Source organism: Stackebrandtia albiflava (assembly GCF_007994225.1).
Classification (GTDB): Bacteria; Actinomycetota; Actinomycetes; order Mycobacteriales; family Micromonosporaceae; genus Stackebrandtia; species Stackebrandtia albiflava.
In genome coordinates, this window is sequence record NZ_VLLL01000006.1 from 896733 (window position 1) to 918900 (window position 22168).

Sequence of the window (22168 nt, forward strand, 5' to 3'; positions counted from 1 at the left end):
GGGAATGAAGATCACCTTCCTCGTGCACGGAATGTATGGCCTCGGCGGCACCATCCGTTCGACGCTCAATTCGGCGTCGGCGCTCGCGGATCGGGGCCATCAGGTCGAGATCGTGTCCGTGATGCGCGGCGCGACCCGGCCGCGCCTTCCCTTCGATCCCCGAGTCCCGGTCATCTCGCTGCTCGACCGGCGAAGGCCGGAAGACCGGCGGCCCGGTGACGGTGGAGCCATCGAGAGCGCGGAGGATGTGGCGCTGCTGGAGCAGCCGTCACGCGTGTTCCCCAAGCACGAGACGATCCACCACAAGTACAGTGCGCTGACGGACCGGCGGGTGGGCCGTTTCCTGCAGAGGCATCGCACCGACGTCTGGGTCGGCACGAGACCGGGCCTGAACGTCTACCTGTCCCACTACGCGCCGCGCAGCGCCGTGCTGATCGGCCAAGAGCACATGTTCCACGACTACCACTCCGCCGGACTGCGGTCCTCCCTGTCACAGGCGTACCGCAAGCTCGACGCCCTCGTGACGGTCAGCTCCGCCGATGCCGACACCTACCGCCGTGAGATGCCACATCTGGCCGACCGCGTCCACCACATACCGAACAGCGTTCCGGCGTGCCTGGTGGAACCGGCCGACGGCACATCGAAGCTCATCGTGGCGGCCGGCCGGATCGAGAAGGTCAAGCGCTACGACCTCTTGATCAAGGCGTTCGCCGAGGTGGTCCGGCGCCACCCGGACTGGCGGCTGAGGATCTACGGGGTCGGGTCGGAGACCGCGAACCTGCGCGAACTCGTCTCGGAGCTCGGCCTCAACGACTCCGCCATGCTCATGGGTCCCTACTCACCCATCGACACCGAGTGGGTGAAGGGTTCCATCGCGGCGGTCACCTCGGAGTACGAGTCCTTCGGCCTGACGATCATCGAGGCCATGGGCGCCGGCCTGCCGGTCGTCTCCACCGCCTGCCGGATGGGGCCGCTCGAACTCATCGACGACGGCGTCGACGGCCTGCTCGTGAACCCCGGTGACCCCGCCGCCATCGCCGCGGGCCTGTGCGAACTCATCGAGGACCCGGCGCTCCGCCGGAAACTGGCGTCGGCCGCCCTGGAGAAGGCACGGACCTACCGCCCCGAGGCGGTGGCCGCGCAACTCGAAGCATTGATGGATCGTCTTCGTGCGACGACGCGGGGTCGACGAACGCTCCGGAGGATCCGGCATCGTACTTCGTTTCGCGGCAGAGCTGGAGGATCCGGTGGCTTCGACCAGCTGTCGACGACCTCACCGCGGTCGACTGTTCGCGTTAGTTGTCATGCGTTGTCGTTCGACCGACTGATACTGCGCCTAGAGGGGGTTCCTGTTGACGCAGATGTCCGCCTGATCCTGGACGGAGACAGTTCTCCGGTGCGGTTGCATTTGAGGAGGGCCGACGGTATCGCTTTGGCCGAGATCGACTCAGAGCTGGTGCGACGCTTGCGAAGCGGAAGGTGGTTCCTCAACGTGGCAGGCGTACGTCCGGTTCTGCGATTCGTCGACAACCGCGCACTGGTTGAACAGATTCCGGAACGCGCCGTCTCCGCCGTGGTCGTTCCAGGGGCGCATGCTGGTGAGTTGGTGCTGCGGGTCTGGAGAAGGAAGATGCATGCCGAAGTCGCATCACTTGCGTGGGAGGGCTCCTACTTGACGATCAGCGGAGACCTATTCGGAGACTGGCCGGAGGGCGGAATATCCGGCGTTCTCGGTCGAAAGGGATTGCCGGCGCGATTGAGGGATATCCCTATCACGGTGGTTGGCGGCCGGTTCGAACTGCGTTTGCCGACGGAGGTGCTCACTGAGTCGGAGGCTCCAATTGCTGCGGACTGGCGCGTGTGGCTCCGTCCGTTGAACGAACCACGGCGCGAGGTCATGCCAGGCCGCTTCTTCGACGATATTCCCGACAAACGTCGCGTAACGCCGTTCAAGAAGATCCAACGACCGCACAAGAGTGGCCGAGACATGGAGATCGCGCCACTGTTCACCGCCGATAACAAACTGTCGATTCGCGTCGCACCGGTGCCTGCAAGCGACATGCGTTAGAACCATGTTGGGACAAGGCGGTCATTTCGATCCATAGTGGATGAAGCTGGGCCTTCCACGCTCGTCCTATCAGTCGCCTGATCCGCCAAACCCCAACGCGTCTGCCAGCAGAGGCGTCAACATCCTGACGTACGGCGTGGAAAGATGATGTTTGTCTTTGAATACCATCAGGTTTCCAACGATGACAGGGCATGTCTCAGGCCCGCATATCCATGCCCCTGGATCAATCACCTTCACCTCGGTCTGCGACAACATGTCGATAACCATCTGTCGACGATTCGGCTCCCGGTAACCTTCTGTCGTGGCCTGAACGCAAGGGGTCACGTTCGACAGGTTATCGGCTATGCATTCGGGCACGTCATGTGCGAACGACGGGGTGTCGGCGAGATAGGCCACCCGAGTATCACCCTCCTGCAATCTATCCACTGTGCTTGAAATACCGTCCAGCCACAGTTGATCCAGGTTCCCTTGCCCATCGGCGCTGTTTCCGTCGCTAGTCGAAATCACGGCCAGTTGAGGTCTCGTCTGCGTGATCCATTCGAACGTGGCGTTTCGCCAATCGATGCACTCCGTATACGGACGGTCGAACGTGGAGTTGTACGTTGCCACGTCGGCCACCGGGCAGGCGCTCTTAGTGGCATTGAACAACCGCCATCCGGCTTCCCGGGCAATGGCTTCCAAGGCGGGGAACCATTGAGCCGCATGAGAATCACCCATGAGCACCATCGTGTTTTCGCCGTTCGGGTCGCCGTACAGACAGTCCGATTCGGCCGTTGTCTCATCGAAGCCCAGATGACAACCGTCGGGGTACGTCACCGGTTGGTCGTCTTTGGCATCCTCCAGCGAGGGCTTCAGGTTCGCCGGGACGGTGGTGGTCTCCGCCGCTTCGATCAGCAATTCGGTCAATTGCTCTTGGGTGAAGCCCCCCTCCGTCAGCTCCAGTCCGGGATCGGCGGCATTACCGGTGCCGGTCGCCTGCGGTAGCACCGTGACGGCGAGTACTGACGCCAAGGCCACCATTCCCGACATCGCGACACCGAGACCGATACCACGGAACGGACGCCTCCGCAGGGAAGGTGCGCCACGAAGTGGATTTTCGACCAGTTCGTACGAAATCGCGGCCAACAGAAGCCCGGCGCCGGCCAAGCCCAATCCGGCGGTGATCGACGGCTCGATGCCGAACGCGGCCGGTCCGATGATCAACAACGGCCAATGCCACAGGTACCAGCCGTATGACAGTTTCCCGATCAACTGCATCGGCTGCGTCGACAGCAGCCCTTGCACGTCCCCCTGCTTGGCGCAACCGCCGAAGATCAACAAGGCGGCGCCGGCAGTCGGCAACAAGGCCAGGTAGCCCGGAAACTCGGTCGCGGCGTCGAAACGGACGGCGGCTGTGACCACGGCCGCCAGACCGAGCCAGCTTATGGCTGACGCCAGGGCTTTCGGGAGCTTGGCGGCCTGGGTCGCAGACAGTGCCACGAACGCTCCGAGTGCCAGTTCCCAGGCGCGAGTGTGAATGCCGAAGTAAGCCCATGGAGCTGCGGACGCCGTCTGCGTCACACTGAGAGAGAACGACACCACGGCCAGGAGAAGCAGCACGAGGAAGATCGGTCGTCGAACGGTCGCGGGCCGCTTCCGCCAGATCACCGCGGTCAGGATCAGCAGGATCGGCCAGACGAGATAGAACTGCTCCTCCACCGCCAACGACCAGAAGTGCTGGAATGGGGACGGTGCCTCTTCGGAAGCCAGGTAGTCCGTACCGTTCACGGCAAGCCGGTAATTGATGACATAGAAGGCGCTCGACACCGCGTCGAAGACGATCGACTTGAATCGGGTCACCGGCAGCCACAACCACGCCGCGAACAACGTCGCCAGAATGACGAGCGTCGCCGCAGGGAGCAGTCGGACCGCACGCCGGGCGTAGAAACGGCGGATCGAGATCGTGCCGGTGCGTTCCAACTCACTAAACAGCAGGCTCGTTATCAGGAAGCCCGATATGACGAAGAAGACGTCCACGCCCACGTAGCCACCCTGGAGGAACGGTACACCGGCGTGCGCGAGCACCACCAGGAGCACGGCGATGGCCCTGATGCCTTCGATGTCAGGGCGGAACGGCAATCTGCCAATGTGGACGGTTTCGCTGCGTGGGTGCGCTCTTTCGAAGTCGACGCGTGGGGTGGTGTCCGAATTCAAGGCTCGCCCGTTCTACTCGGATGGGGGATGCCGTAGAGAGGCGAGAGTCGACAGGATTTCGTCATGACGCTCGCTTGCGGCGAGTCGCTCGGTTTCGATGACTGCGAGGAGTCGGCGCTGCAACATCTCGATGCGCCGGTCTACGTCAACAGTTTGAGCCTGAAGAACCTGCATTCGGGATTCGAGATGTTGCCTGCTGGTGGTGATGCGCTGTGAAATACCTCGGCGATCCTGGGCCATTCTTCGGCGGACTTGCAATAGCGATATGAATAGCAAGGCGGAAAGAAGCCCGAGGCCGACAAGAGGTACCGCATCGCTGCCTACGACAGCACCAACCGTGATGCCGACGGTGATGCCGACCATTAGCGCGATGCTCACGGCCTGTCGGAAGGTCAGCAACCGGCGGATCCGTGGTGACAGCCTACTCACTGGCGACGACCTTTCGTTCCTGATTGGAGAGCGTGATCATTCCTTGCGGCATTTCAGGGATCCGTGGTGAAAGGTAACGAGACACAAGATCGAAATACGATTGGTGACTGTGCCGTTCGGTCACTCGTTGCCGGGCGAGTCTGCTTTGTCGCAAGAATGCGCTGGGTGACGAACGGAATCCATCCACGACCTCGCTCACTTCGAAGCTTTCACAGTACACCGCCGCGTCCTTGAATGTCGCTTCGAAGCGGTGTGGCAGGATGACGACACATCCGGCGGCAAGTGCCTCTAGGATTGCACGACCGAATGCCTCGATCTGAACCAGATGTGGGAAGTATATGAAGAAGTCGAGTTGGTAGAGGAACTCACGAACACCGACTTCGTCATAGTCGTACGACACCCAGTTCAAGGGAATCTTGCCGCCCAGCAATCCCGCTGCCACGTCGGTCCCGCCCATGACTCGGACGTCGACGTTGGGGCTGTCCGGGTAGACCTGTAGCAACCTATCGCGGCTTTCCGGCCATTTGGACCAATGATCCCGAGAATGTCGACCGATTACCGGCAACTGCGAACGGAAACCCGTGCGCGAGAAATTCCATTCGTCGATGTCCAGGATGCCTGGCATGTCGAATGGTGCGAGTTGCCGGGCTGGCAGTAGCTTCTCCAGCACTTCCCTGACGCTAGGGCCCTGCGGACACCACATCGGCTCGACATGGAACAGGCGCCTGGCATTCTTGGTGCAGGCCGAGGGTACATACCGAAGGTCCGTGCCGTCTGATTCGGAGGGAGCCTGGTTTGCCAGAATGACGACGTTGTCGGGCTTCACATTCGTCGGCGCATCTGAGGGAAACTGAAGAACGAGTGGATAGCGAATGACGAGCAGCCGCACTTCAGTGTGGTCGGAAGGTAGAACGTGGTGCACGACGTCTTGGTTGATCAGTTCTTGTATGGGACGGCATAGCGGAAGCTTCAACTTCGTCATGAACCGGTATGCTTCCATCTGCATTACACCGACCCGAAGCCCTCGTCGGGTCAACGCCTTGATCTCCTCGATCATCGATTTCTGCGGGCCCCCGTAAGGGCGCCAATCGCTGGCGTAGATAACGTCGAACTTCGCGTCCATCACAGAAGAAGCGGGCTTGGTCGTGAAGTGATCGGGAGCTTGAAATGGCCGCTCTTCCAACCGGTCCGATAGGTAGGGGTCGGCATCACCGCTTGCAATGGCTTCATGCCAGAGGCCGTACGCCGATCGATATGCGGCCCGGGCGGGGTGCATCCATCCTGCGAGGAACTCCGAGCGCGATAGCGAATCCTCTGACATCCGTACAAGTCCCAGGACGGCGTCCATCCGCAGGACCGAGCCCTCTCCGAATGCCGCAACGATTCTACGGTGATACTCCGTGTCGGCAGACTTTCTGACACTGTCCATGAAACCGATTCGTGCGACGACCGGCTCGCGCCGAAACATCAACGAAGCAGTGGAGATGTCACGAGTTGTCCGGCCGGGCCGGTTGAGTCTCAGATCGTTGGTCAGCTTCAGAGCATCCGACAGGGTGGCCATGACATCCGGTGTCTGGAGCAGGGGTTCGATCTGTCGTTCAAGACGAAGCGGATGTGACCAGTCGTCCGAATCTTGAAAGGTGATGAAATCACCGCTGGCAGCGCGGATGGCGGTGTTACGAGCAGCATAAGTCCCGGCGTTGACCGGCTGTGTGATCAACCTGACCCTGCTATCGAGATCGAGGCACTCATTCAATACCGCCATATGTACGGCTGGCGAGGCATCATCGACGATGAGCACCTCGATGTTCTGCCAAGTCTGGTCGAGTATCGACCGGACTGCGGTAACCAAGTCACGGCCGGGACGGAACGCGGTGATCACCACCGTGATCTTCGCCTCGTGCGAAACGGTGGAGTGCGGATGACTCGAGGTGATGCTGTCAAATGGCGTTATGCCGGAGCCCAGTGTGATCGGTGAAGGCAGCAAGGTGTTGAACATCTGAAGCCAACGTTCCACGGAGCCCGAGCGCACGAAAGGATTGATGAAATCGAGCTCTAGGAAAGTACGTGACTTCTCCGAAATCTTCCCATAGACACCATACAGTTCGACTGCACGTTCGAACCGGTCGGTTACCAAGGCGAGCTGAGTATGGATTGTTTGATCCCGCGGTGAGAGGTCTGCCGGTTGGAACATCTCCAGGGCAAGCTCATAGAGGAGGAAGCTGTCGGTCTCATCGCTGGGAAGTATCTTTTGGAGTCCGATTACTTGGGCGAGTTCCAGGAACCGCTTGGTGCTGCGGATGAGCGAGGATCTCTTGGGAAGTATCGAACGATCGCCATGGGCAGCAGCCATGAACTGGGCAAGGCTGACGTTCGGCCCGCCGGCGGCATAGGCGAGCAGTTCACGAGCGGCGAGCGATCTCGTGCGCAACGCAGTGTTTCTCAGCGCCGGTTTCGAGCGCTTGTCCGCGATCTTCAGGTAACTAGCGAGCATCGCCTCCGGAAAGTCCGACGGATCGCCACGCATTCCTGGTGTTGGACCGCCCTTGTTGGATTCGGGCTGCAAGACAACTCCGTTCCCATCTGCCGCGTTCATGTTCACTCGCTTGTGGCCGAAAGTCTGTGCTTAAAGGATTGCGATCGCATGTCGCCTCGGGGCGGCCGTCGCGTTTCGTGTATCGAGCAACGACCTGACCGATGAGAAGTCTGCAGCTCGATAATCGGTGTGCGCGGTCAACAGGATCGTCAGGTCGGCTTCGGCCAGAGCGCTGCGCAGATCGGCTGCGCGTGCGACGGGACGCCCGTCGACCTCCCAGGTCTCGATGAACGGGTCGTGATAGGAGACCTCGGCGCCCATCTTCCGCAGCTTGCGGCACACCGGCTGGGCGGGCGACTCCCGTTGGTCGGCGATGTCGGCCTTGTACGTGACACCGAGCAACAGGACCTTCGCACGCGACAACGCCAGGCCCTGCTCGTTGAGTAGATCCATCGCCCGCCGCACGACGTAGTCGGGCATCCGGGCGTTGATCTCCTGCGCCAGTTCCACGAACCGGAACGGATAGCCGAGAGCGCCCTTCACCCGGTGCGACAGGTAATTGGGATCGATCGGGATGCAGTGCCCGCCGACACCGGGGCCCGGGTAGAACGCCTGAAACCCGAACGGTTTGGTCTTGGCCGCCTTGATGACGTCCCACAGGTCGATGCCGAGTTCATGGCAGAAGATCGCCATCTCGTTGACCAGGGCGATGTTGACGTGCCGATACGTGTTCTCCAGCAGTTTCGCCATCTCGGCCTCCCGGGTTCCCCGGGTGCGGACCACCGTGTCGACGAACTTGCCGTAGAAGGCGGCGGCGGCGTCACCGCAGGCCGGCGTCACACCACCGACGACCTTCGGGGTGTTCGCCACCCCGAAGACCGGGTTGCCCGGGTCCACCCGTTCGGGGGAGAACGCCAGATGGAAGTCGACGCCGGCGCGTAGTCCGGACCCCTCCAGGACCGGCTTGACCACCTCGTCGGTGGTGCCGGGGTAGGTGGTGGACTCCAGGACGACTAGGGTGCCGGGCCGAAGATGACGGGCCGCAGCGGCCACGGCACCGTTGACCGCGGCCAGGTCGGGACCGCCGTCGGCTGTCAACGGAGTGGGAACGCAGATCACGATCGCCCCCGCGCCGGCCTGCACCGCAGGGTCGGTGGTCGCGACGAACCCGGCCTCCCGCATCCGTGTCACGTCGGCGTCGGAGATGTCGTCGACGTGTGACCGGCCGTCGTTCAGCCCGGCCACCACGTCGGCGTCCAGGTCCAGGCCGACGACCAGGAGTCCAGCCCGGGACGCCTCCCTGGCGAGGGGAAGTCCGACATAGCCCATCCCGACTACGACGACGTCCGGGGTCGGCGGGGTGTTGTGCATACCGAGAGTTCCTTTGCGGGCCAGCGAGTATCCGTGGGGTCGGCTCGTCTCACGATACGAGGCGGTGCCGAGGGGCGGTCGTCTCACTCCGTCACGACGCCGATCGCGCTGAGTTCGAATCCCGTGTTCAGCGGTCAGCGTCCGAATGTGCCGGCAAGCCGACGCCGTAGCCGTCGCATGATCTTAACCGGCGTTATCGGTGCGTTATCCACCCTCACCTGGGTGCCATGCCGTCGGATCCGCCATGTGCGTGGCGACGGCCACCACGCCCGCAGGCGAGGCGGCTCGCCTCCCGCGAGCACCGGAGTCGGATCGGTGCCGGTGAGCCCCCGGATGGTGCATTCGAGCCGACCGTTGGTGACGAGTCTCCTCGCGGGAAGTGCGCAGTCGAAGTGTCCCGTTCCGGAGGAACCACCCGGCAGCGGGACCCTGTCGCCCGCCGGTGTGCGCAGTGACCACCGGATCGCATCCTGTGGCAATCCGATGGCGGGGACCGTGCCGGTTCCCCTGAACGCGCCTCCGCGCGTCGTCAGGGCGACCGTCACCGGCAGTGGTCTCCGCCCACGCCGCATGTCGACGTCGAAGCTGAGGTTCCCGAACGGCTTCGTGAGGTAGGCGGTGACCGTGCGGACATCGATGCCGTCGCCGACCAGCCGGGTGGATTCGCCGGTCATCACGTCCGCATCGCGGCGCGCCCCGATTCGGACCCGCCGATGAACCCCCGACCAGTCGAGGTCCACGAACACGTCCCACCGGTCCGGCGTGATGAGGGTACCGCCGAGATCTGTGAAGTCGAGTGCGGTCTCGAAGCGGATCCGGTCCTCCACGGGCACGCACCGGGTCGGCACCGGGTACGCAGTCGAGCCGTCGCGCGTCACCAGTACGACCTGCGCGGTGAGACTCGACACCGGAAGGCCGGGGATTCGTGCTTCACCCGTGATGTGGAAACCGGCGTCCCCCCACGCTGCGGCGGTGAGCCGGTGAACCACCGACAGCTCGTCCGTGACGTCGAAGAGATGCCGGGGGAGATCGGTCTCGAAGCCGGGGTATTCGGCGTAGGCGCGGCCGTCGTCGACCCGGACGTTCCACGGTTCCCCGTCCTTCTGGAATCGCATCATCTCGACCGCTCCCGCCAGGTCGCCGCGCCGCACCAGTTCGAGGCGGAGGCGATCGGAGGCCGGCAACGGCGACACCACCGACGGTGTCGCGAAGCGCGACACGTGGTTCCGGAAGACGTCGAAGGCGTGGTGTCGCAGAGCGGGGTCGTTCTCCCTGCCCAGGTGTTCCAGGAACTCCCGTTGGTCGCTCTGCAACACGCGGCGCAGCAGGAGGTCGCGGCGTTCACCGGGCTCCACGATCTCCGGCAACAACGAGAACATGGCGTTCAACAGTGGCAGCCGACGAACGGCACCGCCCTCGCGCTGTGTGTTGTTGCCGCCGTCGTCGCGGAGGCGGGCGAAGTAGCAGTCATAGGACGCCAGGACCGACACGACCTTCGCGTGGACGTATGCCCGTGCCACGAACGGTTGGTCCTGGCCTACCGGCAGATCGACCGGAAACCGCAGGCCGTGCCGTTCGATGAATTCACGCCGGAAAAGTTTGAGCGGGTTCAGCGCCCAGAACACCCGGGAATCCCACACGGTGGTGCGTGGTTGGTCACGGGTGAACATCGATCTCGGTACGGCACGTCCTCCGATGCCGACCATCTTGCCGAGGACGATGTCGGAGTCGTTCTTCCGCGCCATGGCCAGCATCCGCGCCAGTGCCTCGGGTCCGAGGTAGTCGTCGGCGTCGAGGAAGAACACGTACTCGCCCCGTGCGACGTCGAGACCGTCATTGCGGGGAACGGCCGGTCCGCCGGAGTTGTGCTCCCGCCGGATCACCCGCCAACCCGGTCGGTCGGCCGTCCGCTCGGTGAGGTGGCCCGCGGTGTCGTCGGTGGAGCCGTCGTCGACGACGATGACCTCGAGCCGTGCCGGTTCCAGGGTCTGTTCCCCCACCGAGTCCAGGCAACGCGACAGGTACGGCATGGCGTTGTACGCCGCGACGATGACGCTGATCTCGGGCCCGGTCACGTGGCAGTCTCCGGCTTGAAGGGGGTGCGGCCGCCACCACGGCGACCTTGGATGAGGGGATCGGTTGCGCTAGGTTAAACGCGCTCCACCCCGGCACGGTTGAGTCCTGTCCGTCACAGTCTAGGAGGGGACAGTCGATGCTTCACCGGCTTCTCACAGTGAAGATCCTGCTGGTCGCGGCCGTGTGCTTCATCGCCGTCGCGGCCGCTTCGTTGGTGTGGCAGGGATCGACCGGGCTGCTCGTGGTGGTCGCCGTGGGACAGGTGGCTGTACTGCTCCTCCTGGGGCTGCTCGGACGGAGGCAGGCCGCCCACGACAGGCGACGGGTGCGTGACATGGAACGCACCTGGAAGCTCCTCGCCCAGATCCGCACCGAGCAGTCCGAGGCGTCGCGGGACATCCGCCGAGCGGTGGAGTCGGTCTCGAAGTCGGTCGTCACGCTCGACAAGCGGCAGCGAGAGAAGGCTCTGGAACGGCATCGCGTCGTCATCACCGCCGTTCGCGAACACAAGCCCCGGTTCGATCGGATCACTGAAGTGGTGAAATCCGTGGCGACGGTGACTGCCGAGAATCGCAGGCGGCTCTCCAAGCTGGTTCAAGAGCAGAGCGGAGTTGAAGCCGCGCTGCGCCGGGCAGGGCGCAATCAGTACAGTCAAGTGGAATCGCTGATCAATCTGTATCGCGATCTCGATCCACCTTTCGCCTTTCCACCACTCGCCGGATGGGCGGCTTCTCCGGATCTGTTGCGCTACCTGTACGAGCTGGTATGCACCGAGAAGAGGGAGTCAGTCGTCGAATGTGGCAGTGGTGTCACGACTCTGGTGATGGCGTATGCGATGCGGAAGCAGGGGGAGGGACGAGTGGTTGCTCTTGAACATCTAGCCGAGTATGCGGCTGAGACGACCACGCTTCTGGAGCGCCACGGACTCGGTGACTGGGCGACGGTACTCCATGCACCGTTGGTGGAAGTGAAAATCGAGGACGAAATATGGCCGTGGTACGACCCGGCCAAGATTCCCGAGGGTCCTTTCGACCTTGTCGTCGTGGACGGACCACCCGCTGCGGTGGGAGAACAGTCGCGGTATCCGGCGGTGCCGTTGTTGCGGGACCGGCTCGCCTCAGACGCGGTCATCGTATTGGATGATTACCGGCGAGAACAGGAACGCGAGGTGGGCCGGATGTGGCAGGAGTCAGATCCGGAATGGACGGCGAGTCGGCTGGTGCACGAAAAGGGCACATTGGAGCTGCGAACGAAGGCTCCGGAGTAGGCGAGTTCCGTGTTCGATCGGTTGACGGATTGGCGGGTGACGGTACCGCTCCTGGTGGCGTTCGTCCTCGCGATGATCGTGGGAACCGCCTGGTTCGGAGTCGTCGGTCTACTGTGGGTGATCGGCGCCGTGCAGCTCGCGGCGCTGACGTTCGCGGTACTGGCGGCTCGCGAACATGCGAACTCACGCATGAGGTTCCGTGAGGCACTGCGCTCCGCGAACACCGGAGTGGCGGAGTTGCGGGAGCAGGTTCGGGTTCTCAGCCGGCAACTCGAGGAATCGCGGTGCCGGAGTGGAGAGCCGGCCGAGGTGACGGTCCCTGACGACCGCCCCTGAAAGACGTGCAACCCACCGTGCCGCAGCGGCGTGAGGTTCGACACCGGTGTCGCTCCGCTGCCCGCGAGGACCGACGCCGCCCCCGCCCGGTTCGCCTTCGTCGGAGGAAGCCCCGTCATGCAACTGCCCCGTCCGGCTGGCCGCAGCCGTACTCTTTTCGACGCCCTACTCATCGTCGGTCTGACGTGGGGAGTCTTCGCCGTGTTGTTCATCGGTGGCTTGGGGGCGCTGGCATCGGCGGTCTGGTTGTTGTGGTGGGGCACCGGCGATCGGGACCTGCCGGACACCACACAGACGGGATTGCTGATCCTCGGCGTACCGATCGCGTTGACGGTCGGTGGGAACCTGCTGTTGGGCCTGTTGCGGGCGCTGAGGACCATGCGCGCCGACCGGCCTTCGGGTTACTCACTGTCGCCCGAGGCGGCGCCCGGTCTATGGGCCGTGATCCGGGAGGTGGCCGCCGAACTGACCGCACCGGTACCCGCCGAGATCCGGATGATCACCTGGCCGGACTGTCATCTGGAGTCTCCGCCACGAAGCTTCATGCCACGGAATCGGGAGTATCGGCTGTATTTGGGGATGCCGGTGTTGACGATGGCATCGCAGGTGGAACTCCGGGCGCTTCTGGCGGTGGCTCTGGCGCCCGCCGCCGGCTCACACGGCCGTCTGCGCCGCGAGGCGCTGCGGTTGATCGACACGCCGGTGTCGCTGGGTGTCCCCGGCCGTCGGGGTCCGGCCGCCATGATCGTCAGGCAATGCCGGCGCGTCCGTGACATCGTGACGAGACCGGCCCGCCGACGCCTCACGTCGATGGGCGATCACACCGCCGCCGCGGTCGCCGGTGCCTCACCGGTCCGGTACGGCATCTGGTCGCTGGCGCTGTGGATGGCCGCGTGGGAGGACTTCCTGGAGTACCGTCTGCTTTCCGGGCCCGCCGAAGTCGTGGCACCCCGTCACGCTTACGCCGCCTTCGCCGATTTCGTGGCGCGGCGGATCGACGACTACGGCCGCCGGGTCGTGACGGACGACGTTTCGACGCGTTGGCCGGATCGGGGGGAGCTCGGTCGCCGACTCGCGGCCCTACCAGGTGGGCGGCCGCCGACACACGACACCGTTCCCGCCGCATCCGGCTTGGTCACCGATGTCGACGCGTTGACGTCGCTGATGGAATCCCGTCTGTACTCGCTTGGCCGTACCGAGTACCTCGACTGGAGTGATTACGTCGAAGCGGTCACCGTAGGGTCGCACCGGCGTGGTGCGGAGGAGGCGCGCCGGCTGTCTGCACAGGCCATCGGTGACGAGTTCGCGCAGTTGTCGCACGTGCTCGATGAGGTGGCCGCCGGACGCGGTGGTGAGTTGTTCCGTGCGCTTGCGATCGGTGGCGTGCCCACCGTCGGCCTGGCACACATGATCTGGACGGCGGCTTACGACTCGGGTGTACTCCACATCGCCGAAGGCGACGACGGCATCGAGGTGAGGGACCGTGACGGTGAGCTGTTCGACGCTGAGCGGATCGCGGTGATGCTGACTCCCGATCCGGAGTCTGCGGGGCGGGTCGCCCGGCAGCTCACCGAGTCGGGAGTGGATCTCACACCGAGGCCGGGGGACCGGGTGCCGAACCATCGGGTTCCGGTGCCGTACACGGGCATCGGTGCGGTGGAGGTCAACGGGACCCTGGGAGACCTGGTCGTCACCACGGCCGGCCTGCTGTTCGTGCCGGGGCTGCCGGCCGAATCGGACGCCGCCCCCGAGAGGCTGGCGGCGATACTGTCACGGTGGCCGCTGCGGACTCTCATGGCGCGCCCGGGCTGCTGGTTGCCGTTCCACGACGTGTCGGACGCATCGGTGGCGCCACCGTCCCTGTGGTGGGAGTTGACGACCGACGCGGACCATGCGGCGATCGAGCCTCCGTGGAGAATCGACATCGTCACCGTCGAAGGCCGCCGCCACCTGATCCGCTGGACCGAGCGCACCGAGTCGCTGCCTTCCGCGGTCTTCCACCTCGCGGCCGAGTTGCGCACCGACCCCGCTTGAACCGCTCGGCGGCCGAACGGATGAACGCTGACGTGTGGTGCAACCGATACGCCGATAGCGGCGTCAAGCAGCGACCGGGCCGTCGCCCGACGCCGTGACGCGATCACGTCTCCGGGTCCGGCGCTTCCGCCAATCGTCTGGAAGGTCTGGAATGCACGCAACAGTCGTCGCCGACTCGTCTACGGCCGTCGGCAGGCGGGGAATCACGTTCCTGTCACTGCTGCTCGTCGTCGTAGACATCGGGTTGCCGATCGTCTTGGCGGGAACGGGGCTCGTTCTCACCGCTGCGGGCGTCTTCGTCTCGGTGACGTACCCGGGACCGGTGGCGTTCCTCGCCGCGTTCGCGGCCATTGCGGTGAGTGGTGTTCTACTGGTGGCGTTGCTACGGGAGATTCAGGCCAGAGTGGAGAGACCGACGGGTCACGCCCTCACCGAGGACGCGGCGCCCGGGCTCTGGGCCATGGTGAGGATGGTGGCGGACGAGCTCGGTGTCGTGGCACCAGGTGAGATCCGGGTGGTGTGGCGGGCCGTCCTGACGCTGACCGAGCAGCCCCGGTCGTACAGGTTCCGCGGACATGCCGAACGTCGCCTCTACATCGGTATGGCGGTTCTCGCGTCCGCGTCCCGAGAGGAACTGCGTCAACTGCTCGTGCGGGAACTCGGTATCCACGCCATCGGCACTAGGGCAGTGGTGCGGGAGATGCTGCGAAACCTCGTCGGATTTCCCTCGTGGCGGGAGGAGATTCCCATGGACGGGCCGTCGGGGATGCTACTTCGGATGTATCGGAAGGTCGTCAGGAACCCGATCTGCCGGCGCTTGGGTGAACGCGTGGACCTGATGGGGGACGCGATGGCGGCGCGACGTGTGGGGCCCGAAACGGTCAGGCAATCGATCCTTGCCATGGTGGTGCGCGAGATCGCCTGGAACCGGTTCTACGAACTGGTTCTGCGGGGAGGCGTGATCGGCCTGGGCCCCAGCGGTATCTGCGGCCCGTTTGCCGATTTCCTCGCCGATGGATCCCGTGAGATCCTTGCCGGAATCGGTCCGGGCATGGCGGACTTCGGGCTTCACCATGCGACGTGGCGCGACCTGGAACCCCGATTGAAGGCGCTGCCCGGAGGGGACGCCGCCCTACGCCTCGGCGCCGACACCTCCGCCCGGGACCTGTTGGCCGACTTCGACGGCATCGCCGCAATCGTCGACGCGGATCTGTCGGCTCTCCGCCCACTGCAACACCTGAACTGGCCGGATCTCATCGAGCGGATCGCATTGCACGAGCAGCGTCTGGAGGCGGTATCGGCGTACCGCGATCTACGGCGGTGCAGCGACTCCGGTACCGCGAACCTGTCATTCATCGTCGAGGAGGTCGAAGCCGGCCGTGGAACCCGGCTCTTCAACCGCCTCCACTGGGGAGAGCACCCTCATAACGGGTTGGCCGCGATGATTCACATGGCAATGGCGGACGCGGGCGGGTTGACGAGTCGTTATGACGCTCGAACCGGTGACTTCACATGGGAACCCACGGGCACCTCAGCCGACCCCGCGAGTCTCGCGGCGATACTGACCACCGTTCCGGGTTCCGGGGAGGCCCTGCGTACCGCGCTTGCGGCGGCCGGCATCGACATCGAGTCGGTGTCCGCCATCGAGGACGAGGGCGATCCGGCCGAACCCGTCGTGTGGTCGGGGATCGGCGCGGTCCGGCTCAACGGCGTCGACGGTGATCTGGTCATCACGGATCGCGGACTGCTGTTCATGCCCGGGATCACGGAGGGCGGCGCTCGGGCGAGGATCAGAGAGAGGTTGTCCGATCACAAGATCGATGACCTGCGGCGGCTCGCGGGATACCGCTGGCTGGGGCTCGGCGAAGTCAGGCGGTGGAGCATCGTGCCGGTGAGCCGGTGGTGGCGGGCCGTCGTCGACCGATACGCCGACCGGAGGGAACCGCCGTATCGGTTCTGGGTCCACACCGTGCGGCACACACACCGGATCGAATGGACCCACCGCACCGAATCGCTGTTCGACGCGGTTGACCATACGGCACGGTTGTTCCACAACGGATTAGACGGAGGGGCCCGACCGATGGCCCGGCTTAACCGAGTGCGACGGCGCAACCGCGATGATCATCGAGGCGTGTAGTTCGCGACCGGCCGGCACCTGGTCCCCGATGCCCGTTCGTTCCGGAGGAACCGATGCCCCCAGTTCCGATCTGTCCTCGTGCCGTGCCCGGATCGCGATGGTCGGCTCGCGCGATCGTGGCGGCCCTCGGCGGCCTGTCCATCATGGTCGCCTCTCCCGCCGTTGCCCGGGCGGCGGGTAACCCGCCCACCGATCCGGTCGCCGTCCGCACCGCTCCCGGAGGCGACTGCGCCACCGAGGCGCCCGGCCCCTGGATCAATGACTCCACGCCCATGTTGTACGGCCAGGCCGACGACGCCGACGGGACGGTGAAGGTCGAGTTCGCACTCGACGGCCCATCCGGCCCGCTGAGCGGGACCACCCCATGGACCATGAGCGGACAGGAACGGTCATGGACACCGACCGCCCTGTCCGAGGGGGCGTACGAGTGGCGGGTACGCGGCACCGACACCGCCGACGTCACACCGTGGACACCGATGTGTCACTTCAGCGTCGACACCTCGGCACCCTCGGCGCCGATCGTGGAGCTCATCTCGGGACCGCCACGCCCCGGTGAACCCGTCACCTTCAGGCTCACCGCGGCCGACGCGCTGTCCGGCATGAGCGAATTCCAATACGGCTTCAACTTCGACGCGCCTGCCGAACGGCTTCCCTCCACGGGCACGGCCGAACTCACCGTGGTGCCGGACGGTGGACCGGAGATCCTCGATGTCTGGGCAGTCGACGCGGCGGGAAACCGTTCCACGAGGGTGACCTACGACTTCTTCGTGCATCGGCCCGCCCTCACCGGCCATTGGGGTCTGCACGGTGACGGCGTCGATTCCAGCGGTTCCGGTAACGATCTGGCGGTGCCCGCCGGTGTCGGGTTCGGCCCCGACCAGCGACTGGTGGCCGACTCGGCGGCCGTCCTCGGCGGTGACCAGTGCCTGAGTACCGTCGGCCCTGCCGTCGACACGGCCGACTCGTTCTCCGTCTCGGCCTGGGCCGACCCGGCGGATTCCGGCACGGAGCGGATGAGTCTGGTGTCGCAGATCGGCGAGCACCGTGCCGCCTTCCGGATCCAGCGTTACGAGGACGGGTACTGGCACGCGACCGTCGCCACGGCCGATTCGGTGGAAGATCCGGAGTGGCGGGCGATCAGATCCGACGAACCGGCGACCGGGGAGTGGCAACACCTCGCGTTGACGTTCGCCGCGAGCACCGGCACGCTCAATCTCTATGTGGACGGTCGGTGGAACGGATCGCTCGTGGTCGACGGCATGCCCTGGCAGTCAGAGGGGCCGTTTCTCGTGGGATGTCAGCGCACCAGTCACGCGGGCGATCGTGATCACTTCACCGGTTCGGTCTCCGACGTGAGGGCCTGGGACGGCATGTTGTCCGCCGAGGAGGTGGCCCGGGTTCACGGAGCGACGGTGGTGCGCCAGGTCGCCTACTACCCCCTCGAAGGGCCGGGAAGTCCCGAACCGGTGCTGTTCGAGGACTACCAGGGCGACAACGATCTCGCCGCGGACGGCGACTTCACCTGGGGACCCAACCGGTTCGAGTCGGCTCGGGGACAGGGCGCCTGGCAGCCGAGCGGCAACGCCTGCGCCACCACGTCGGAGCCCGTGATCGACACCTCCGCCTCGTTCAGTTTCGCGTTGTGGGCCAAGCCGATGGAGGCGGCCGACCGCACGATGACCCTGGTGTCGCAGGGCGGTCAGCACGTCGACGGTTTCCAACTGCGCTACTCCGGAGTGACGGGCGGATGGGAACTCGCGATGCCCGCCGAGGACGCCACCGGTGCGGTTGAGAAGGTGGTGGCCGCCCACGGACCGGTCGCGGTGGGCAAGTGGGTTCACCTCGCCGGCGTCTTCGACGCCGTTCACGGTGAACTGCGGTTGTACGTCGACGGTGCCCTCGCCGGCACGGTGACCGGTGTCGAGGGGTTCTCGGCCATGGCCGGCCTACGACTCGGTGCCGGTTCGGAGAACGGCACGGCGGTCGGGCACTTCGCCGGATCGCTCGACGAGCTTCGCGTCTGGTACTCCACGCTGGGTGCCGAGCGGATCGCCGAATTGGCCGCCACCTGAGCCGACGTTCCGGGAGCGGCGTGCCACGCCGCTCCCGGAACTTTCCTGGGCGCAGCCCGAGGGGAAAGAATCCCTTCTTCTGAATGGGATTTCGCCGCGAACATGGGAAAGGTTGGGAAAGGCCGTGTCCTGGAGGCGGAAGCGGGTATATGACCCCGGAGGTATAGTGCTTTGGCTTCAGGCCGGTGTCATTTCTTGGCAGGATCGCCGCTGGAGTCCGCGGGCCACCGAGTCTCACCGATCGGCATCCGAAATCCGGAAGGCGGCTTTCTCGTATCCTCGCGACTGGGCTGACGCGTTCGAACAGTCCATGGCTCGAATGCTTGCGTGGATGAATATGCTGATGTTTGCCGTCGCGGTAGTCATCTTTCGCGGTGTTCTGATGGAGATCGACAACGATCTGACGGCCGATGCGCCACTTTCGATGGCCTTGGAAGGCGCAGGACTAGGAATCACCGGATTTGCCGCCATGATGGCGTTCATCTCGGTAATCAGATGGGTTTTGGCGTACTTCGGTGAATTCGTCGCCGACATCACGAACTGGCATGGAACGCCGATGCGGCTTCTGAGGTGGTGGTTCTGCGCGCCTTCAGTGCTGGATTACATATATGGCATATTCGGCGCAGGGGCGATAGTGGCGACTCCGCAATATTGATCACCCAGGCTGTTGCTGAGCAATGGGGAATCGGTGGGTGATTGAGCGGTGAACATGCCCATTCGAGAAAGGCAAGACAGTGCTTCGCCAATGTATTCGGGTTCATATATGTGGCAACCCGACCCCGCTCTCGGAGGTCGAGGTGATCATCTAAGAGAAGGGAGACGCGGAAATGTCGTCGAAAGAAGACTGCGAGTATCGAAACGGAACAGGTGTCTCACATGATATTGCCGAGCTGCGAGTTCTCACGTGAACCGGAGGTTTGCGGTGGTTGAGAAACGCCGACTGGACGACCTTGGTGGATACGTGTTCGCTGTTTACGTGCACCTGTCTCAGAAGTTCCGACGTGACGACGGCGAACGACATTCGCAAGAGAGCTTCGAGGCGGTACGTCGCGCCGGATCCGAATTCGAGATGGAGTCTAGCTCAATAATCATGGCCAACCTATCGAGAATGGTTGGCTGGGTGCTGTATACATTTACTGTATTGGTGTTCAACGGCCTGATGTTCCTGGGTATGTGGGAGTTGGAAGTTTCTTCCGCGTTCAGGGTACCTGCATCTGTGGGACTCCTGCAGGTCCTAATCCTTGGTGGATTCTCGGTTCTTATCTCCACGTCACGCTACTGTGCGACGATTGTGCTAGGGCATAAGGCGTTTCCCGAACCCGTCAGAATTAAGAGCAAGGGCCGACGACGGCTGGCCCGGCTTGTCGAGGTGCCCCACAGCCGATTTGCGCGAGCGCTTTGCGTCCTGGCATACTTTAACATGGCCATTGCCTTCACGCTTGCAATGCCATTCTCGATATCGGTGACATGAGGTGTCCGCCTTCTTTGATTCGTTTAGACGGGAGTGTTCTCAGGCGAATGGGTGAAATGAGTGAGGCTTGGCCGGGGTTCAACCTTGTGTTCATCGAATTGGACTCAGCGGTTCCGGTGCGTACTCGGCAAATGCTGGGCGAACTCGAGATTGTCGACGATATTCTGAATGGCATGTTCAAACCGCTGCCTCGGGCCAAGATGAGCGACTGGCCGAGCGGTGAGGGCTTGCTGCTGATAGGTACGGCATCTGAAGGAACCGAACAACTTTGTATCGATCCGGAAACCGGCGTAGTCGTGACTATATACAGCGACAAGCCCGGCGCGTTGTGGTGGCACACGAACCGATCTCTGAGGCAGTTCAATGAATGCGCTCGAATTGCGGAGGATCGATTTCCTTACTATAGCCAGGTTGAGGTTGCGGAAGCTGACGATGTTTGTGATAGTGTCGCCGATGACTTGGTCATAGCCATGGAGTCGGTTGACTCTACAGCCTTTATGACTAATGGTTTCTGGTCGGTTTTCATCGACGATATACGGATCGGAGACTTCGCGACAGAGGTGATTCTAGGTGTGGGAATCGGTGGGTGACTGAGCGGTAAACATGCCTGTTGAAAAGGGGCGAGATCGCATACTTCTCGACCCGGGAGCGATACTGATCTGGGTTCTGGCGGTGTGGCTGGCGTTGTATGATCGCCTGCGAAGCGATGAGAGTCTTCAGAGCGGTTACGGCATCCGTGACTATCGGCAGATTGCATTTCTCCGTCCTCGGCATATCGAGGAGGCATATGAGGCGATCGAGCATCGACTGATCATATGGCCGCATCTAATGATGCTCTCAACCCTTGCGACCGTGGGAGTCAGCGCATACCGCGAGCTCACTGGGCTCGGCTATCAGGATGTGCATATCGCCGATATGGCATCTTGCGGGATGCTCGGGTTCGCGTGCGCACTCCTGTTGTGGACCGTCTGGCGTTGGATTCTCATGCAGTTCATTGAGTGGTTTGTGTGTAAGGTCCATGTAAGGCCGATGTTCTGCCGGCTTCTCGCATGGGTATGCACTCCATCTCTATTGGATTGGCTGATTGGAGTATTCGGCGTGATAGCCGGGATCGAAATGTGGCACTATATGGTCGCGAGCTTGTCGCCGTGATCGCCATCAGAATGAAGCCATACGATCAAGTCGCATGAGGATGACCTAGTGACTGTGTTCGATGATGAACGAGCTCGAGTGAATGCCATGGTAGGCGCATTCGATTGGGGCGAGTTGCTCACCCCGATCGGTACGAGTGCGAAGGACACCGGGCCCGTCTTGGCGCACAACGCCATGATCCGTGGCATGGTCGATTTTGTTGAACTCGACGGTCTCATATCCGAGCAAGGAAGCCTCGGGGAGGTGTCACCATACGCCGCGAGGACACTGGTCGCTCTGTTGAGCAACGGTCTGTTTCAGAATTATGAAGCGATGTACTCACCGCTTAACCTTCTTCGAATGAGCTGTAACCATGGAATCATCTGGTGCAGTGTGACGAATGCGGAACAAGACCTTTGCCAATTGACGCACGAAATCATCGTCCGGCATTCGTGCATTTATTTGCGCCATATTGAGTATGCTCCCGACGACGAACTCGAATCGCTGCTGTATCTGGTTTCCGGTATCGCCGGCGTGGAATCTTCGGTGATTCCTACTCTGCTAGAGAAGCGGGAGAACGCTGTCGGACGCCGGGCTGAACTACTCGACGTGGCAATCGAGGACGCCTTTCACTTCAAGCGTGAACAGGAAGTCGATCCGACACCCTGCCTGAATTTCGATATGAAAGCCAACGAGTCGCCTCCCGGCTGGAAGATGACAGCCTACGGATATTTCCCGCAGGAATTACGGTTCGTGCCTTCGAAAGTCCGACCTCGGTGCGGCTTTGGCCATCTGCATCGGGTTCTGCAGATGACGGCGCAGGTTGAACCGTCCGTGGTGCCTCGATTGCAGGCGGAGTGGGAGAGGGCGACCGGGGAACGTGCGGAGCTGCTCGCGGATTCGCTCAAGGAGGCCCGCCTGGCGGTCCGGGAACAACACTTCGGCGACCCCTGGGACTGCTACGACTTCTCCCTGACGGAATCCGACACCTGACCTCGTGGCACCTTTGTAGCGCCACGCCACCTCCGGTGTCGCCTGTCGGAAGCG

Annotated in this window: 16 protein-coding genes; 12 read left to right on the top strand and 4 right to left on the bottom strand. The window is 63.3% G+C overall.

Translation table 11 applies throughout. The annotated features are described in order from the left end of the window. The first annotated feature begins 4 nt into the window (after positions 1–4). A complete protein-coding gene (locus LX16_RS15025; protein ID WP_147139295.1) occupies positions 5–2068 on the top strand; it encodes a glycosyltransferase family 4 protein in 2064 nt (687 codons plus the stop codon). A 69-nt stretch (positions 2069–2137) separates the two neighbouring features. Here the strand turns inward: LX16_RS15025 and LX16_RS15030 are convergent, their stop codons facing one another. Then, positions 2138–4186, bottom strand: a complete 2049-nt coding sequence (locus LX16_RS15030) for an acyltransferase family protein (RefSeq protein WP_158645610.1) — start codon at positions 4184–4186, stop codon at positions 2138–2140. 138 nt (positions 4187–4324) lie between these two features. Between LX16_RS15030 and LX16_RS26645 the strand changes: the two genes are divergently transcribed. Then, positions 4325–4477, top strand: coding sequence for a hypothetical protein (locus LX16_RS26645; RefSeq protein WP_158645611.1), 153 nt, complete (start codon positions 4325–4327; stop codon positions 4475–4477). A gap of 205 nt (positions 4478–4682) precedes the next feature. On the opposite strand, the gene LX16_RS15035 is transcribed toward LX16_RS26645, so the two are convergent. The 3 genes from LX16_RS15035 to LX16_RS15045 form a co-directional block, all read right to left on the bottom strand. Beyond that, positions 4683–7256, bottom strand: a complete 2574-nt coding sequence (locus tag LX16_RS15035) for a glycosyltransferase (RefSeq protein ID WP_158645612.1) — start codon at positions 7254–7256, stop codon at positions 4683–4685. A gap of 60 nt (positions 7257–7316) precedes the next feature. Next, entirely contained in the window at positions 7317–8597 is a 1281-nt protein-coding gene (locus LX16_RS15040; protein ID WP_147139301.1) for a nucleotide sugar dehydrogenase, read from the bottom strand. Positions 8598–8731: 134 nt separating this feature from the next. Next, positions 8732–10672 carry a glycosyltransferase gene (locus LX16_RS15045; protein ID WP_147139303.1) on the bottom strand — a complete coding sequence of 647 codons (1941 nt, stop codon included), beginning with the start codon at positions 10670–10672 and terminating at the stop codon, positions 8732–8734. A 158-nt stretch (positions 10673–10830) separates the two neighbouring features. On the opposite strand from LX16_RS15045, the gene LX16_RS15050 reads away from it, so the two are divergent. The 10 genes from LX16_RS15050 (at position 10831) to LX16_RS15095 (ending at position 22114) form a co-directional block, all read left to right on the top strand. Then, the gene (locus tag LX16_RS15050; protein WP_158645613.1) at positions 10831–11940 is read left to right on the top strand and encodes an O-methyltransferase; all 1110 of its coding nucleotides are present in this window, start codon (positions 10831–10833) and stop codon (positions 11938–11940) included. Positions 11941–11976: 36 nt separating this feature from the next. After that, the gene (locus LX16_RS15055; protein ID WP_147139307.1) at positions 11977–12276 is read left to right on the top strand and encodes a hypothetical protein; all 300 of its coding nucleotides are present in this window, start codon (positions 11977–11979) and stop codon (positions 12274–12276) included. 30 nt (positions 12277–12306) lie between these two features. Beyond that, a complete protein-coding gene (locus tag LX16_RS15060) occupies positions 12307–14310 on the top strand; it encodes a hypothetical protein (protein ID WP_147139308.1) in 2004 nt (667 codons plus the stop codon). 151 nt (positions 14311–14461) lie between these two features. Continuing rightward, positions 14462–16447: a M48 family metalloprotease gene (locus LX16_RS15065; RefSeq protein ID WP_147139310.1), complete on the top strand. Its 1986-nt coding sequence runs from the start codon at positions 14462–14464 to the stop codon at positions 16445–16447. An 83-nt stretch (positions 16448–16530) separates the two neighbouring features. Then, a complete protein-coding gene (locus LX16_RS15070; RefSeq protein ID WP_158645614.1) occupies positions 16531–18519 on the top strand; it encodes a LamG-like jellyroll fold domain-containing protein in 1989 nt (662 codons plus the stop codon). Between the two features lie 331 nt (positions 18520–18850). Continuing rightward, positions 18851–19174: a hypothetical protein gene (locus LX16_RS15075; protein WP_147139315.1), complete on the top strand. Its 324-nt coding sequence runs from the start codon at positions 18851–18853 to the stop codon at positions 19172–19174. 267 nt (positions 19175–19441) lie between these two features. Further along, entirely contained in the window at positions 19442–19990 is a 549-nt protein-coding gene (locus LX16_RS15080) for a hypothetical protein (protein ID WP_147139317.1), read from the top strand. 47 nt (positions 19991–20037) lie between these two features. After that, positions 20038–20580 (top strand): SUKH-4 family immunity protein, encoded by a 543-nt coding sequence (locus LX16_RS15085; protein WP_158645615.1) that lies wholly within the window; start codon positions 20038–20040, stop codon positions 20578–20580. A 13-nt stretch (positions 20581–20593) separates the two neighbouring features. Next, complete coding sequence (locus LX16_RS15090) at positions 20594–21142, top strand: hypothetical protein (protein ID WP_147139321.1); 549 nt, start codon at positions 20594–20596, stop codon at positions 21140–21142. 48 nt (positions 21143–21190) lie between these two features. Next, complete coding sequence (locus LX16_RS15095) at positions 21191–22114, top strand: hypothetical protein (protein WP_147139323.1); 924 nt, start codon at positions 21191–21193, stop codon at positions 22112–22114. Positions 22115–22168 lie beyond the last annotated feature (54 nt).